We start from the raw sequence: 14,068 nt of genomic DNA on the forward strand, positions 1-14,068 counted from the left end.
ACCACGACGGAGGTGCGCTGATGCGCGGCAATTTGCAGAAAATCATGATCGGCCTGGTGGTCGTCATTGTGCTTGCGTTCATATTCTTTTCCGGCGACTCGCTGGTGAAGCTCGTCGACACCATCAAGCAGGGCACGCCCTTCTTCATCATTGCGGCGGTGGTGGCCCAGCTGTGCAAGTACCTGGCCCAGGGCCGCGGCTTTCAGGCCTGCTTCAACACGGTGAACGGGCACATCAGCTACCGCACGGGACTTTCGCTCGTGTTCGGCACCTTCTTCATGAACACGGTGGCGCCCTCTATGAACCTGGCCGGCACGTCGCTCGTCATGGCCACGGCCACGCGCAACGGCATGCAGGCGGGAAAGGGCACCACGGCGGCGCTGCTCATGCAGCTGTCCATCGATTCCGGCTTCGTCATCATCATGCTCACCACCTTCGGCGTGCTCACCTTCACGGTAGGGCTGCAACCGGGCTGGCTGGCGCTCGGGCTGGTGGCCGTGGCGCTCGTGGGCGGCCTCGTGTTCGTCATCGCCGTGGGCGGTCTGAAGCCCCAGCTGGTGCTGAAGGTGCTGCGGCCCTTCGTGAAGCTGGCGGACAAGATCCTCGCGAAGTTCAAGAAGCCGGCCATCGACGAGTCCGTGGAGCGCACCATCCACAACTTCTCGAGCGCCGCGCACCTCATCACGAAGAATCCGCGCAAGACGGTGCAGTCGTTTTTGTGGACGACCCTTTCCAGCATCTGCGAGATGAGCTGCTTCGTGCTCGTCGGCTTCGCGTTCGGCGTGCACCACCCAGAAGCGCTCATTTGCGGGTATGTTGTGGCCACGCTGTTCGCTATGATTTCCTTTGTGCCCCAGGGCGTCGGCGTTGTGGAGGCGGCGGTGACCGTGGCCTTCGCGCTCTTCGGCATCGATTCGGCCACGGGCCTTGCGGTGGTCATCGTCTACCGCGGCATTGTGTTCTGGCTGCCGTTCCTCGTGGGCGCGGTGGTCATCCAGCGCATCAAGGCGTTTATGCCGCTGGGAAAGCGCGATCTGAAAGGCAAGGCCGAAGCCATGGAGAACGAGCTGCCCGACAAGGTGGAGGCCGTGAAGCAGGTTGAATCCAGCGGGGCCGCCAAGTGGGAGACTACCGAGGCGCGGCCTGAGCTTGAGAAGGTGCCGGCAGGGGCCTCGGGAACCGCGACCGGGCCAGGGACGGTCCCAAAGGAAACGAAGTAGGCGGGAGCCGGGAAGACGCCTGGCGCGAAAGGATGCAAACGCGATGACGGAGACGAATCTGACGGGCGCGGCCCTGGAAGTGGCGCAGAAGCGCGAGACGCAGGGGCTCAACCACACGCTGGGCGTTCACTTCACCAAGGTGGAGCCGGGCCTCGTCGAGGCGGAGATGCCCATCACTCCGGCGCTTTTGCAGCCTTTTGGTTTTCTGCACGGAGGCGCCACTATCGCGCTTCTGGAATCGGTCGCTTCGGCCGGCGGCGAGCTGGCGTGCGACTTGGAGACCGAGCAGCCCTTCGGCGTGGAGGTGACCATCCGTCACAAGAAGAGCGGTCGGGAAGGAGACGTGGCTCGCGGCGTGGCGAAACTCGCCGAGCGCAAACCGTCGTCGAAGGCCGGCTACAAGCTGTATTGGGAGGTGGCCGCCTACGACGGGGACGGCGACGTCATCAGCGACGGCGTCATCGTGGTGAAGGTGGTGCCGAAAGACTACCTCGCCCAAAAGCTCGCCGAACGCGGGCAGGCGTAAAATTCCGCCGACTTTTCTCTTGCGCTGGGCGGGCTCTGTGGTATCATAGCGTTCGCTGTCCGCAAGGACGCACTTTCGGGTTGTGGCTCAGTTTGGTAGAGCGCTGCGTTCGGGACGCAGAGGCCGCAGGTTCAAATCCTGTCAACCCGACCATCGAATTCAAGAGCCGGCCTCGCGCCGGCTCTTCTTGTGTCTGCCTGCGGGTGGGCTCCAAGGGTCGGTGAGGCTTTGGCTCGCGCCTTCGCGTGCCGTGTCTAAAACAGCTGTCTTAGGCCCTGCGGTCTAGCGGGGAAGACACGGTATAATGCCAGGTTGACGTTGTGCGCTCTCGGTGCCCCGAAGGGCCGTTTTAGTGCAAGGAGGAGATCTCATGCGCATACTGGTAGTGAATGCGGGCTCGTCGTCGCTGAAGAGCCAGCTCATCGAGACCGACGGCAAGGTGTCGCTCATGAAGTGCCTGGCCGAGAAGGTGGGCACGCCCGACGCCTATATGAACGTGTCCTTCGCGCCGGATTTCCAGAAGGCCACCTATCGCGTGGCGGACATGACTGTGGCCGAGTGCTTGAAGAAGCTTTTGGAAGTGCTCGTCGACGATCCGGAGAGCCCCATCAGCGATCTCTCGCAGATCGACGCCATCGGCAACCGCATCGTGGCCGGCGGCGAGTACTTCACCAAATCCGTGATCATTGACGAGCCGGCCCGCGAGAAGCTTGAGCTGTGCGAGGAGCTGGCACCGCTGCACAACCCGCCGGCCGACGCCTGCATCGACATGATGGCCGCGCTCATGCCGAACACGCCCCAAGTCGCCGTCTTCGACACCGCCTTCCACGCCACGATGCCGCCCAAGGCCTACATGTACCCGTTGCCGGCCCGCTACTACGACGACTACCGCATCCGCCGCTACGGCGCCCACGGCACGAGCCACCGCTACGCGGCTCAGCAGGCGGCGAACCTGCTCGGCCGTCCGCTGCGCGATCTGGGACTCATCACGTGCCATTTGGGCAACGGCGGCTCCATCACGGCGGTCAACCACGGGAAGTCCATCGACACCACCATGGGCTTCACGCCGCTGGAGGGCCTCATGATGGGCACGCGCTCCGGCTCCATCGATCCGGCCATCCTCACCTACATCATGCGCCGCGAGGGCATCTCCTTCGACGAGATGGATGCCGTGCTAAACCGCGAGAGCGGCGTGCTCGGCGTGTCGGGGCTGTCGGCCGACATGCGCGACGTGCTGGCGGCGGCCGATGCGGGCAACGAGCAGGCGCGGCTGGCCATCGACATGTACGTGTACCGGGTGCAGAAGGCCATCGGCGGCTTCTACGCGGCCATGACCCGCACCGACGCCGTGGTGATGACCGCCGGCATCGGCGAGAACTCCGCCGAGCTGCGCGAGCTCATCTTCGAGGGGCTGGCGCACATGGGTATGATCCTCGACCACGAGCGCAACCACGTGGTGGGCCAGATCGGCGTGAACCGCATCATCTCCATCGACGACAGTCCCATCAAGATCTGCGTGGTCACCACCGACGAGGAAATGCGTATCGCCCGCGAAACCGACAACCTGGTGAGCCAGCTGGGATAAAGCCCTGCTTGTCGGCAGGTGGCAAGCCGCCGACCCGTAGCCTGGAGCGGCATTTTGACGGATGCGGGAGCGCTGCGTGGCAAAATGGTGCCTCGGGCTGCGGTGTTTATGTGGGATAACTTTCTAGAAAGTAAAGAAATACCAGGTCATAAGCTTGGACGTATTTGTTATATTCAGCTTACACCGCAGCCCGAGGCGCGAAAATGTCGGAGACGACGACTGGTGCTGACAAAAAGACGGCCCGTGCTACGGGTGCCAGGCGGCGGCACTCGCGGCACGGGCCAGATGTTGCTTGGGGCTTCTTACTTCCCGGCGGCGGCGTTCTCGCCGGCGATCTTGCCGTACACCATGCACATGCCGCAGGAGAGACCCTTCAGCGAGATGGGGTACTGCACCGCGAAGCGGCCGCCCTGGGTGGCGCCGGCCGCGTACAGGCCGGGGATGAGCTCGCGGTCGGTGTTGTACACGTGGCACTCCTCGTCGGACTCCAGGCCGCCCAGGTTGCCCAGGGTGAGGGCGCATCCGCACTCGGCGGCGTAGAAGGGGCCGTTTTCCAGGGCGAACAGGCGCTGGGAGCTCTTGAAGAAATCGGTGTCCTCGCCGGCGCGGGCCAGCTCGTTGTAGCGCTCGATGGAGGCCTTGGCGGTCTCGACGTCCATGCCCTCGATCATGCCGAGCAGTTCGTCGATGGTGTCGGCCTTAAGGCAGCGGCCCTCTTCCACGGCCGCATCGATGTCGGCGGGGGTGCGCACGTTGATGCGCAGGCCGGAGGCGGTGTACTCGGGCAGAGGCTCGTCGCGGTAGATGCAGGCCACGCCGTGGGCGGCGGGGAAGTACGCCAGCTGCTCGGGCCAGGACGCGTCGAAGAACTGGTAGGCCTTGCGCTGAGGCTGCAGCTCCACCTGGTTCTCCAGCTGCTGGCCGGGCAGGTCCTCGTTCATGAAGCGCTTGCCGCGCAGGTTCAGCCAGAGGTAGCCGTTGTTGCCGATGACGCCGCGGCCGTCGGCGCCTGCGCCGCCGCCCATGTGGTGGATCATCGGGGCGTGCCACTGCTCGATGGCCGCGCCGGCCCAGGCTCCCATCTTGTGGCCCTCGCCGACGTTGGTGTAGTTGCCTTCGTCATCAAGGTCGATGCTCAGGATGTTGATGCCGTTTTCCACGCATTCCGGCGCGTAGAACTTCATCATGTCTTCGTTGCCCAGGTAATCGCCCGTGGCTAGAATGACGCTGGGCGCGGTGATCTTGAGGTAGCCGTCGGAGCCGGCGGCCTGGGCGTAGATGCCCGCGACGGCGCCGGTGTCGTCCAGGATCAGCTCGACGCCCTTGGTGGAGTAGCGCACCTCGGCGCCGGCGTCCACGGCGGCCTGCAGGTTGTCGGCCATGACGGTGGCCAGGCTGGAAAAGCCGACGGACGTGGGATAGCAGGGCAGATCCTCTTTGGTGTAGTCGTAGGTCTCCGGCATCGGGTACATGTAGGGGTACAGGTAGTTGGCCTGGGCGTCCGCCGGAATCTCGGCGTAGCTTTCAGGCGCCATGTACAGGTTCTTGCTGGCGCCGACGAACCAGTCGAGCGCAGCGCCGGACTCATCGTAGTAACGGCTGATGATGCTCTGGCTCACGTGGTGGCTGCACTCCTCCATGTGCATGTTCACGACCATCTTCTTATCGAGGAAGCCGTCGCCGCGGCCCCACTGGGCCTGGGTCTGGCCGCCAAAGATGGCCATGTCGCTGGCCACGCTGTTGAGGTGCGAGGAAGACTCCAGGCACACCACCTTCGCGCCAGCCTCGGCCGCGGCGCGGGCCGCCGGCACGCCGGCTGCGCCCAGGCCCACCACGACTACATCGGCCGTCAGCTCTTCTTCCACCTGATCGTCGCTGATTGCGGGCGCCTCGCCGAGCCAGGGCAGCGTGCCCGTGCCGTCGAAGCCGACGGTGGAATTGGCTGCGCCCGTGGCGCCAAGCGTCTCGTCCGCGCTGCTCGAAGAGGCGGCCGGCGCGGCCGATTGCGGCGCGCAGCCGGCGAGTCCGGCCCCCGCGATGGCGGCGCTGACGAGCGCGGCTCCGGAGAGGAAATTGCGGCGAGTGACGTTCATTTCAGACATGAGAACCTCCCTGTTTCCCGTGGGGCGCTTCCGCTGCCCCGTGGCGTCCCCGGCGGTTCCGGGGGCGTTTCTTCGTCGGCGCCGTGGCCGACCTGTTGGGGCTATCATGGCCCGTGCGGCGGCGGTGCGCATCAACCGCCGGGGTCGAATCGGGGTTGAATGCGAGCCGCAACGGCGCTTCTTCGACGGGTGGAAAAGGCGAAATCACGGTTGAATGAGCGGCAAAACCCCAGGTGGGGTATCGTCCGTTAGGGTTGAATGGCCGTTTGTGCCCGGTATTTCGACGGGGCCGCGCCCAGGCGGTCTTTCTTGTGCCATAATGCCCCTGGAAGGGAGGATCGTGACCAAACGCAACGCCATAGGGATACGTCCGGAGCATATCCGCTTTGCGGTGGGCTACGGAAGCGTCAGCGCCTGGGGCGTTATGATGCTCTATGTGCCGTGGGCCGCGTCGCCCGGCTTCTCGTTGCAGGCGCTTCTGTCCATGGTGCCCGGGCTCGTTGTGTGCCTGGCATGCCTGCTTCTCTTCCGGCAGCACCTGTCGCTTTCGGGACGCACGCCGCTTGTGGCCGGGGCGGCTCTTCTTACGAGCTTGGGGACCCTTGCGTGTACCTATCCGACCCTGGCCGCCATACCGGGCGCTTTTGTGACAGGCATGGCACTTTCGGGTGGGTTCGCCATCTTGCTCATCATGGCGTGGTTCGACGCCTTCGCGCATATTGGCCCGCGCGGCATCATCGTTCTCTCCGGCTGCAGCATCGTCGTGACGGCACCGGGAAGCTGGTTCTTCGTCCAATGCGACGACGCCTTGGCCAGTGTGCTCACCTCGCTTCTGCCCATGCTGTCCTTCGTGCTTCTGCCTTTGGCGTCTGCGAAGGCGCCAAATAGCGGGGAAGGGGAGGAGACGCCAGGGGCCTTGCAAGGTAGCGCGACGGCCGTTGATCGGGAAGAAGAGCGCGGGGAGCGTGCCCCCGAGCGCTTGCTGGTGCGAACGCCGGGACTTGCCGATGTGCTGTCGGCGGCGGTGCCCCTGCGCACGCTGGCCGGCTTCGCTATCACCTTCTTCGTGCTCAGCTCCATCACCACTATTGTTGTCGGTCGCGACGATCTCTCGCAACTCGGCGCGCCTTCGCTCGTCATTCCGCTGGCAGCGGCGCTCTTCTTCGTGGCCAGCGGCTTTTTCGCCCGCGGGAAGATCGATCCCTCCATTCTCTACAAAGTGCTGCTGTGCGCGTCTGCGGCCTTCGTTTTCTTTTCGTTCTACCTGGGGGATGTCAACGGCGCGCTCACGCTGCACGCCCACAACATCATCGAGGCCATGGCCTGGGTCGTGCTGGCCTTGGGTGCGAAGAAGACGCCGGTGGCGCCGCATCTGGTCTTTGCCGTGGGCTGGATTGCCGAATGCGTCGGCAAGACGCTGGGCCAGCTGGTGGCGCCTTTGCTCGCCGGCGACCCGCTCGTGCTTATGGCCGTTGTCGTCATGCTGGTGCTTTTGGGCGTCGGCTTCGCCTTCAGCGAGGGCTACAACCTGCTTGACATCGATGACGAAGAGGGGAAGGCCGAAGCCCTCGCAGCCGAGCGTGTCGAGGCTGCCGAAGGCGCGAGTGCGAACGCTCGCCGCGAGGCCCTTCCCGTCGCGGTCGGGGAGGACGGAGCTCCTGCGGCTGTATCCGAAACAGCAGCTTCTCTCCCGTGTCGTTCCGAGCGCAGCGTCGCAGGCGCGGAGTCGAAGGATCGTCCCGCTGACGGCGAGAGCACCGGCGAGCATTCTTGCGGTGAGCGCCCGGATCTCTACGCCGCCTTCTGCGCCGAGTACGACCTCTCGCCCCGCGAAAGCGAGGTCTTCCGCCTGTGGGTCACGGGCCACGGTCTGAAGTACATCCAGAACGCGCTGTTCGTCTCGGAGTCCACGGTGAAGTCGCATCTGCGCAGCATCTATCGCAAATGCGACACCCACAACCGCGACGAGATCATCGCCCTCTTCGAACGCGAGGCCCCGGAGCTCGGTTGACGCGTCCGGCGCGGCTGGTTGCGAGCCTGCGGCCGGCTTCTGCGGCGAGGGCTACACCGACGCCGGCGAGCCCGATTTCGTGAGCGCTGCCGAGCAGCCGCTTTCCACGCTTTCTGCCGATGCGGACACGGCCTCCTATGCCAACCTGCGCCGTCTCGTGAGATCGGGAGCGGGCTTGGGGACGATTGATCCGGGTGCCGTGCGCATCGAGGAGATGCTGAACTACTTCGACTACGACTACGCCACGCCCGCAGAGGGCGACGATTTCGCGCTGACCGCCCGCGCCGGGGCGTGCCCCTGGAACGCCGAAAGCGAGCTGGTCGTGCTCGGGCTTACGGTAGGGCAGACGGCCACGGAGGCACCGCCGACGAATCTCGTGCTGCTGGTGGATGTGTCGGGTTCCATGGGGGACGCCGAGAAGCTTCCGCTTCTGAAGGAGTCCATGGCGCGTATCGTGAAAGGGCTGCGGGCGGAGGATCGGGTCTCGATCGTCACCTACTCCGGCGTGGAAGAGGTGGTGCTCAAGGGGGCTTCCGGCGATGATGCCGAAGCCATCCTCGGCGCTATCAACGGTCTTGAGGCGGCTGGTTCCACCAACGGCGAGGCGGGGCTTTCCATGGCCTACCGCGTGGCCGAGGAGACGCACATCGAGGGGGGCGTGAACCGCATCGTCATGGCCTCGGACGGCGATTTGAACGTGGGTATCTCCTCCGAGGACGAGCTGAACGCCTTCGTCAGTGAGAAGCGCGGCCAGGGTACCTATCTCTCGGTGCTGGGCTTCGGCTCGGGTAACTACCAGGATGCCAAGATGGAAACGCTGGCCGATCACGGCAATGGCTCGTACCATTACATCGATTCCGCCGACGAGGCAGCCCGCGTCTACGAGCGTTTTCTGGCCGCCGGGGCGGTTCCTGTGGCCGACGATGTGAAGCTGCAAGTGGAATTCGATCCGCGGATGGTGGAGAGCTACCGGCTCATCGGCTACGCGAACCGCACCATGGCCGATGAGGACTTCCGCAACGACGGGGCCGACGCGGGAGAATTGTGCGCTGGTGCCGAGCTGACCGTCGCCTACGAGGTAGTGCTCACCGACGAGGGACGGCGTCGCGAAGGGGATGAGCCGTGGCTCACGTGCGCGGTGCGCTACCAGCCGGCCGGCGAGCGAGCGGGGGAGGCGCCGGCAGAGCAGCGGTTCGCTGTGGGCCGCGAGAGCTGGTTTGCCGAGCCCGGCGACGACTGGTCGTTGGCCGCGGCGGTCGTCGAGTTCGGCATGCTCGCCCGGGACTCCGAGTTCGTCGGCACGGCCACGGCCGATGACGCGGCCGCGCTAGCCGAAAGCTCCGCGAGCTCACTGGATACCACCGACCGCGCCGGCCGCCGCGAGCTGGCCGACCTCATCCGCCAAGCATCGCGCAATGCCGCCTTCGATGGCGTCGTTGCTGCTAGCTGAGGGCCCTCGTTGGAGGATTCCTGCTAAATTATGCTTCTGCCTCGAGGGAGCTACTTGTCCGCTGCCAAGGCGTACCTACTCGTAGCCCATGGCGGCCAGTTGATCCTCATTGAGGCCGAAGTAGTGGCCCAGCTCGTGGATGATGGTCTTGCCGACCTCCTCTACGATTTCCTCGCGGCTGTCGAAGCAGCGCTCGTGAGGACCTTTGAAGACGGTAATGACGTCGGGGATATCGTCGTCGTAGCCGTTGGCCCGCTCCACGATGGAAAGCCCGTCGAACAGCCCGAGGAGGTCGTCGAATTCATCTTCGCCTTCCGCATTCCGCATCTCCGCGCCCCATTCTTCGTCGTGTCCCAAATGGTAGGCGCTCGGCTCCTCTTCCCATACGATGGCCACGTTCCGCAATGCTTCCATGAACTGCTCGGGCATCGCATCGAGCGCCTCGGCGATGGCGACTTCGAATTCCTCATCGGTCATGCGATACATGGGAACCTCCACGTGGTTGGACACTGTTCGCGTCAAATGGTGACAGTGTGCGCGATTGCAATTATTGTAGTGTAGCAGCTGTCACTTCCTTGGCTTACGCTGCGTCTTAGCTCTATGGGGAATTCGGCATATCTCGGCACTCCTATGCCAGGATCACAGGTTTGGTATTGCGCGGGGCGCAGCGCTGGCGAGATCGGAGGTTTGGTACCGCGCTGCGGGAAAATACTGGCGAAATCGTGCGTTTGGTATCTTTTCGTGGCAAAATCTTAAGTTTGGTACCCGCTCTTGGGCGAATCTCGAGGTTTGGTACCTGCGAAAGCCGCGCGAGAGAATCGCGACCAGGCATTTCTTCGGGTGCAGGGAACCAAATCGCCGAAGTCGGCAGAAATCAGGGAACCAAACTTCGATTTCTGCCAGGGCCACGCCTCCAGAGGAGCCAAACGGCCTGATTTGCCAAAGTTGCCGTCATCGTCGGGCGTCGTTGAAGTATTTGTGCGAAACACGGCGCGGTGAGGGGGTTTGTGTTACCATTGCCCGCGCATTCAAAGGCGCGCGGAGGGTCCGGGCGCACTGCTCGTCGGAAGTGACGCGCCGACGGCAATTATCGACAGGCAAGGCGACCCCTTGCCCGACCTTATGGAGGAATTGCATGAAGATTCTGGGCATGGGAGTTCCCGAGCTCCTCATCATCCTGGTCGTTATCCTGCTCATCTTCGGCCCGAAGAACCTGCCCAAACTCGGCAGCGCGCTCGGCAAGACGGTGAAGAACCTGCGCGAGGGCATGGGCGCCGGCGAAAAGGACATCGAGGAGGCCGCCGACGACGAGGAAGTCGTCGAAGTGGTGGAAGAGGTCGTGGAAGAGCCTGCTGCCGCTCCGAAGAAGACGGTGAAGAAGGTCGTCAAGAAGAAGGCCGAGTAACCTCGCTCCTTCGACAACATCAGGTAAGAACGGTGGTGCGCCCGCTGCGTTAGGCGGGCGCACCACCGATGTATAAGAGAGAAAACAGGAATCATCATGGCTAACGACAACTACGTGCTGACCGAAGAAGGCAAGAAGAAGCTCGAGGAGGAGCTGCACTACCTCGAGAACGAGAAGCGCGCCGAAATCGGCGAGCGCATCAAGGTCGCTCGCGAGTTCGGCGACATCTCCGAGAACTCCGAGTACGACGACGCCAAAAACGAGCAGGGCATGATGGAGGCGCGCATCGCCGAGATCAGCCGCATCCTCTCCGAGGCCACCGTCGTGAACGCGCCGAAGCGCTCGAGCAAGGTGAACATCGGCTCCACGGTGACCGTGGACATGAACGGCCGCGAGCGCGTGTTCACCATCGTGGGCGGCGCCGAGTCCGACGCCCACGAGGGCAAGATCTCCAACGAATCGCCGGTGGGTCAGGCGCTGCTCGGCTGCAAGAAGGGCGACGAAGTGACGACGACCGGCCCCACCGGCCGCGACATCAAGCTGACCGTTATCAAGATCGAGCACTAGGAGACCGGAATGGCCGAAGCGGTAGAAATCATCGAAGACGATCCCATCGAGGTGCGCCGCGCCAAGCGCGAGGCGCTGATTGCCGCGGGCATCGATCCCTATGGGCACTCGGTCAAGCGCAGCCATTCGGTAGGCGAGCTGAACGAGAAGTACGCGCACTTGGAGGACGGCGAGTCCACCGAGGATGAGGTGCTCATCGCCGGCCGCGTCATGGCCAAGCGCGTCCAGGGCAAGATCGCGTTTCTGGAGCTGCGCGAGTCCGGCTGCGACATTCAGCTGTTCTGCCGCATCAATGCGCTTGGCGAGGAGGCCTTCGCGGCGCTGTGCGATTTGGACGTGGGCGACTGGATTGCCGTGCATGGCACCATGATGCGCACGAAGCGCGGGCAGCTGTCCGTGGCGGTGGATTCCTTCGAGCTGATGAGCAAGTCGCTGCGACCTCTGCCTGAGAAGTTCCACGGCCTGACGGATAAGGAGACCCGCTATCGCCAGCGCTACGTGGATCTCGTCATGAACCCCGAGGTGCGCACCACCTTCGAGCGCCGCTTCAAGATCGTCTCGGCTATCCGCCGCTATATGGAGAGCCAGGGCTACTACGAGGTGGAAACGCCGTTTCTGCATGCCATCATCGGCGGCGCGAACGCGAAGCCCTTTATCACGCACTTCAACGCGCTCGACCGCGACTACTATCTGCGCATCGCCACGGAGCTGCCGCTGAAGCGTCTGCTCGTGGGCGGTTTCGAGAAGGTGTTCGAGATCGGCCGTCAGTTCCGCAACGAGGGCATGGATCCGTACCACAACCCCGAGTTCACCACCATGGAGGCCTACGAGGCCTTCGGCGACCTCGACTCCATGATGGATCTCACCGAGGGCTGCATCAAGGCCGCGGCCGAGGCGGCCTGCGGCACCCTTAAGATCGAGTACCAGGGAACGCCGGTAGACTTGTCCGGCGACTGGCGCCGCGCCTCCATGATGGAGCTGGCCAGCGAGCACGCCGGCGAGGAGGTGTCCTTCGACCGCACTCGCGACGAGCTGGTGGCCATTCTGGAAAAAAACGGCGGCCATGCCGAGGCGGCCTGGGGCAAGGGCAAGCTCATCTCCGAGATCTTCGAGGCCGTGGCGGAGGAGAAGCTCATCCAGCCCACCTTCGTCGTCGACCACCCGCTGGAGATCTCGCCTCTGGCGAAGAAGCATCCGGAGAACCCCGAACTCACCCAGCGCTTCGAGCTGTTCATCCTGGGCCACGAGTACGGCAACGCCTTCACCGAGCTGAACGACCCGGTGGATCAGGCCGAGCGTTTCCGCGCCCAGGTGGCGGCCAAGGACATGGGCGACGACGAGGCCATGGGCTTCGACGCCGACTACATCCGCGCGCTGGAGTACGGCATGCCGCCGGCCGGTGGCGTGGGCATCGGCATCGACCGCTTGGTCATGCTGCTCACCGATGCGCCGTCCATTCGCGACGTGCTGCTGTTCCCCCACATGAAGGACGAGGTGCTCGGGGACGGGAAGCCGGTGGGTGCGACTGAGAAGGCGCCCGCCGAGGGTGCGCCGGCCGAGGGTGCGCCGGCTGCAACTTGCGCGGCTGAGGCCGCCATTGCTGAGACGGCCGAGCCCTCCAAGCCCATCGACTTCTCCAGCGTCGTCATCGAGCCCCTCTTCGAGGACGAGGTGGACTTCGACACCTTCAGCAAGTCGGACTTCCGCGCCGTGAAGGTGAAGGAGTGCATCGCGGTGCCGAAGTCGAAGAAGCTGCTGCAGTTCACCCTGGACGACGGCACGGGTACCGACCGCACCATCCTGTCGGGCATCCACGCCTACTACGAGCCCGAAGAGCTCGTGGGTAAGACGCTCATCGCCATCACCAACTTGCCGCCGCGCAAGATGATGGGCGTGGCCTCCGAGGGCATGCTCATGTCCGCGATTCACGAGGTGCCCGGCGACGACGGCGAGCCCGAGGAGCGCCTGAACCTCCTCATGGTAGACGACCGCATCCCCGCCGGCGCCAAGCTGTACTAGGCGCTCGCGCTGACGACTCCAGGACGGCCCCCTTCGCAACTGCGGCGAAGGGGGCCGTCCTTTGTATCCAGCTTCTTGACGGCTGGTGAATGACGACGCGTTGTGGGGCGCCCTCTGCTTAGAATGGGAGGGGAGAGGAGGTGCCCCATGAGCGCCACAGATGACGAACAGCAACGCGACGAAGACGACGAGCGCGCCGCCCGCGAGCGGCGAGAGCGCCGCGAGGAGCGCCGGCGGCGCAAGGAGCGCACGCGCCGCGAGGGCCTGCGTCGGCGCTTGGGCGACTCCTCCGCGTTCAAACGCGAGACCTTCTACGCTCTGGAGAACCTGAATCGGGCGAACTGGCCGGCGAAGATCGTCGGAGGTGCGCTGTTCGCGCTCATCCTCCTGAATGCTGTGGTGGTGTTCGTCTCCGCTCAGCCGGGGCTCGATCCCGTGGCGGCCAATATCATCCAGGGCTTCTACCGGTTCTCGACTGTGTGCTTCTTCGTGGAGTATATCGCTCGCATCTGGATTGCCGATTTGGCCTACGGCAACTGCACGCCGGCTCGCGCGCGGCTGCGCTATATCTTCTCGCCGTGGGGCATCATCGACTTCTTGTCCTTCGGGCCGAATATGGCGGCGTGGTTCCTGCCTGTCACGCCCGCGCTGCAGAACATCATCAGCGTGGTGCGGTTGGTGCGCCTGATAAAGATCTCCCGCTACATGCGGGGTCTGCGCACCATCGGCCGCGTCATTTCGAAACACTATCACGAGATCGTAGCATCGTTTCTGGTCATCGCCATGCTCGTGGTAGTGGCCAGTGTCGTGATGTACGAGATCGAGCACCCGGCCCAGCCCGACAAGTTCAACAACCTTTTGTCCGGCATCTATTGGGCCGTGACCACGGTGACCGGCACCGGCTACGGCGATTTGGTGCCCATTACACCGGCCGGCCGCATCGTGGGCTCGGTCATCATGTTCCTCTCGGTGGCACTCGTGGCCATTCCCGGCGGCATCTTCTCGGCCGGTTTCGTGGCCGAGTTCCAAAACGCCAATCTGCGCAAGATCGAGCGCGACGTCCGCCGCGAGGACGCCCGTCAAGACAACCGCGACGAGGAGGAGCGCGCCGCCGACGAAGAAACCGAGCATGACACGCCTCCTCCCTCACAACGTGCCCACAAATGACGGCTTCTCGGGGTGG

Annotated in this window: 11 protein-coding genes and 1 tRNA gene; 10 read left to right on the forward strand and 2 right to left on the reverse strand. The window is 64.2% G+C overall.

Annotated elements, in window-relative coordinates; all coding sequences use genetic code 11:
- Positions 1–20: 20 nt before the first annotated feature.
- The 4 genes from AEQU_RS01295 to AEQU_RS01310 all read left to right on the forward strand — a co-directional run bounded on the left by AEQU_RS01295 (position 21) and on the right by AEQU_RS01310 (position 3,331).
- Positions 21–1,220, forward strand: coding sequence for a lysylphosphatidylglycerol synthase transmembrane domain-containing protein (locus AEQU_RS01295; RefSeq protein ID WP_022738827.1), 1,200 nt, complete (start codon positions 21–23; stop codon positions 1,218–1,220).
- A gap of 43 nt (positions 1,221–1,263) precedes the next feature.
- Positions 1,264–1,746: a PaaI family thioesterase gene (locus AEQU_RS01300; RefSeq protein ID WP_022738832.1), complete on the forward strand. Its 483-nt coding sequence runs from the start codon at positions 1,264–1,266 to the stop codon at positions 1,744–1,746.
- A gap of 76 nt (positions 1,747–1,822) precedes the next feature.
- Positions 1,823–1,899, forward strand: a tRNA-Pro gene (locus tag AEQU_RS01305).
- A gap of 217 nt (positions 1,900–2,116) precedes the next feature.
- A complete protein-coding gene (locus AEQU_RS01310; protein WP_022738839.1) occupies positions 2,117–3,331 on the forward strand; it encodes an acetate/propionate family kinase in 1,215 nt (404 codons plus the stop codon).
- A 302-nt stretch (positions 3,332–3,633) separates the two neighbouring features.
- Here the strand turns inward: AEQU_RS01310 and AEQU_RS01315 are convergent, their stop codons facing one another.
- The gene (locus AEQU_RS01315) at positions 3,634–5,433 is read right to left on the reverse strand and encodes an FAD-binding protein (RefSeq protein WP_051353359.1); all 1,800 of its coding nucleotides are present in this window, start codon (positions 5,431–5,433) and stop codon (positions 3,634–3,636) included.
- A gap of 340 nt (positions 5,434–5,773) precedes the next feature.
- Between AEQU_RS01315 and AEQU_RS01320 the strand changes: the two genes are divergently transcribed.
- The gene (locus AEQU_RS01320; protein WP_022738847.1) at positions 5,774–7,444 is read left to right on the forward strand and encodes a helix-turn-helix transcriptional regulator; all 1,671 of its coding nucleotides are present in this window, start codon (positions 5,774–5,776) and stop codon (positions 7,442–7,444) included.
- Positions 7,371–8,894, forward strand: a complete 1,524-nt coding sequence (locus AEQU_RS01325) for a vWA domain-containing protein (RefSeq protein ID WP_280508369.1) — start codon at positions 7,371–7,373, stop codon at positions 8,892–8,894. The genes AEQU_RS01320 and AEQU_RS01325 overlap by 74 nt, the downstream gene beginning before the upstream one ends.
- 75 nt (positions 8,895–8,969) lie before the next feature.
- Here the strand turns inward: AEQU_RS01325 and AEQU_RS01330 are convergent, their stop codons facing one another.
- A complete protein-coding gene (locus AEQU_RS01330) occupies positions 8,970–9,380 on the reverse strand; it encodes a metallopeptidase family protein (RefSeq protein ID WP_022738857.1) in 411 nt (136 codons plus the stop codon).
- Positions 9,381–10,029: 649 nt separating this feature from the next.
- On the opposite strand from AEQU_RS01330, the gene tatA reads away from it, so the two are divergent.
- The 4 genes from tatA (at position 10,030) to AEQU_RS01350 (ending at position 14,052) form a co-directional block, all read left to right on the forward strand.
- Positions 10,030–10,299 (forward strand): twin-arginine translocase TatA/TatE family subunit, encoded by a 270-nt coding sequence (tatA, locus tag AEQU_RS01335; RefSeq protein ID WP_022738862.1) that lies wholly within the window; start codon positions 10,030–10,032, stop codon positions 10,297–10,299.
- Between the two features lie 96 nt (positions 10,300–10,395).
- Positions 10,396–10,866 carry a transcription elongation factor GreA gene (greA, locus tag AEQU_RS01340; protein WP_022738867.1) on the forward strand — a complete coding sequence of 157 codons (471 nt, stop codon included), beginning with the start codon at positions 10,396–10,398 and terminating at the stop codon, positions 10,864–10,866.
- 9 nt (positions 10,867–10,875) lie between these two features.
- Positions 10,876–12,885 carry a lysine--tRNA ligase gene (gene lysS / locus AEQU_RS01345; RefSeq protein WP_022738872.1) on the forward strand — a complete coding sequence of 670 codons (2,010 nt, stop codon included), beginning with the start codon at positions 10,876–10,878 and terminating at the stop codon, positions 12,883–12,885.
- Positions 12,886–13,032: 147 nt separating this feature from the next.
- Complete coding sequence (locus AEQU_RS01350) at positions 13,033–14,052, forward strand: ion transporter (protein WP_022738876.1); 1,020 nt, start codon at positions 13,033–13,035, stop codon at positions 14,050–14,052.
- The last annotated feature ends 16 nt before the right edge of the window (positions 14,053–14,068 follow it).

This window comes from Adlercreutzia equolifaciens DSM 19450 (assembly GCF_000478885.1).
Classification (GTDB): domain Bacteria; phylum Actinomycetota; class Coriobacteriia; order Coriobacteriales; family Eggerthellaceae; genus Adlercreutzia; species Adlercreutzia equolifaciens.

Excerpts from the sequence above, each read along its gene's own strand:
- AEQU_RS01295 (WP_022738827.1), top strand. The coding sequence starts at position 21 with ATGCGCGGCAATTTGCAGAAAATCATGATCGGCCTGGTGGTCGTCATT.
- AEQU_RS01300 (WP_022738832.1), top strand. The coding sequence starts at position 1,264 with ATGACGGAGACGAATCTGACGGGCGCGGCCCTGGAAGTGGCGCAGAAG.
- AEQU_RS01310 (WP_022738839.1), top strand. The coding sequence starts at position 2,117 with ATGCGCATACTGGTAGTGAATGCGGGCTCGTCGTCGCTGAAGAGCCAG.
- AEQU_RS01315 (WP_051353359.1), bottom strand. The coding sequence starts at position 5,433 with ATGTCTGAAATGAACGTCACTCGCCGCAATTTCCTCTCCGGAGCCGCG.
- AEQU_RS01330 (WP_022738857.1), bottom strand. The coding sequence starts at position 9,380 with ATGTATCGCATGACCGATGAGGAATTCGAAGTCGCCATCGCCGAGGCG.
- tatA (WP_022738862.1), top strand. The coding sequence starts at position 10,030 with ATGAAGATTCTGGGCATGGGAGTTCCCGAGCTCCTCATCATCCTGGTC.
- greA (WP_022738867.1), top strand. The coding sequence starts at position 10,396 with ATGGCTAACGACAACTACGTGCTGACCGAAGAAGGCAAGAAGAAGCTC.
- lysS (WP_022738872.1), top strand. The coding sequence starts at position 10,876 with ATGGCCGAAGCGGTAGAAATCATCGAAGACGATCCCATCGAGGTGCGC.
- AEQU_RS01350 (WP_022738876.1), top strand. The coding sequence starts at position 13,033 with ATGAGCGCCACAGATGACGAACAGCAACGCGACGAAGACGACGAGCGC.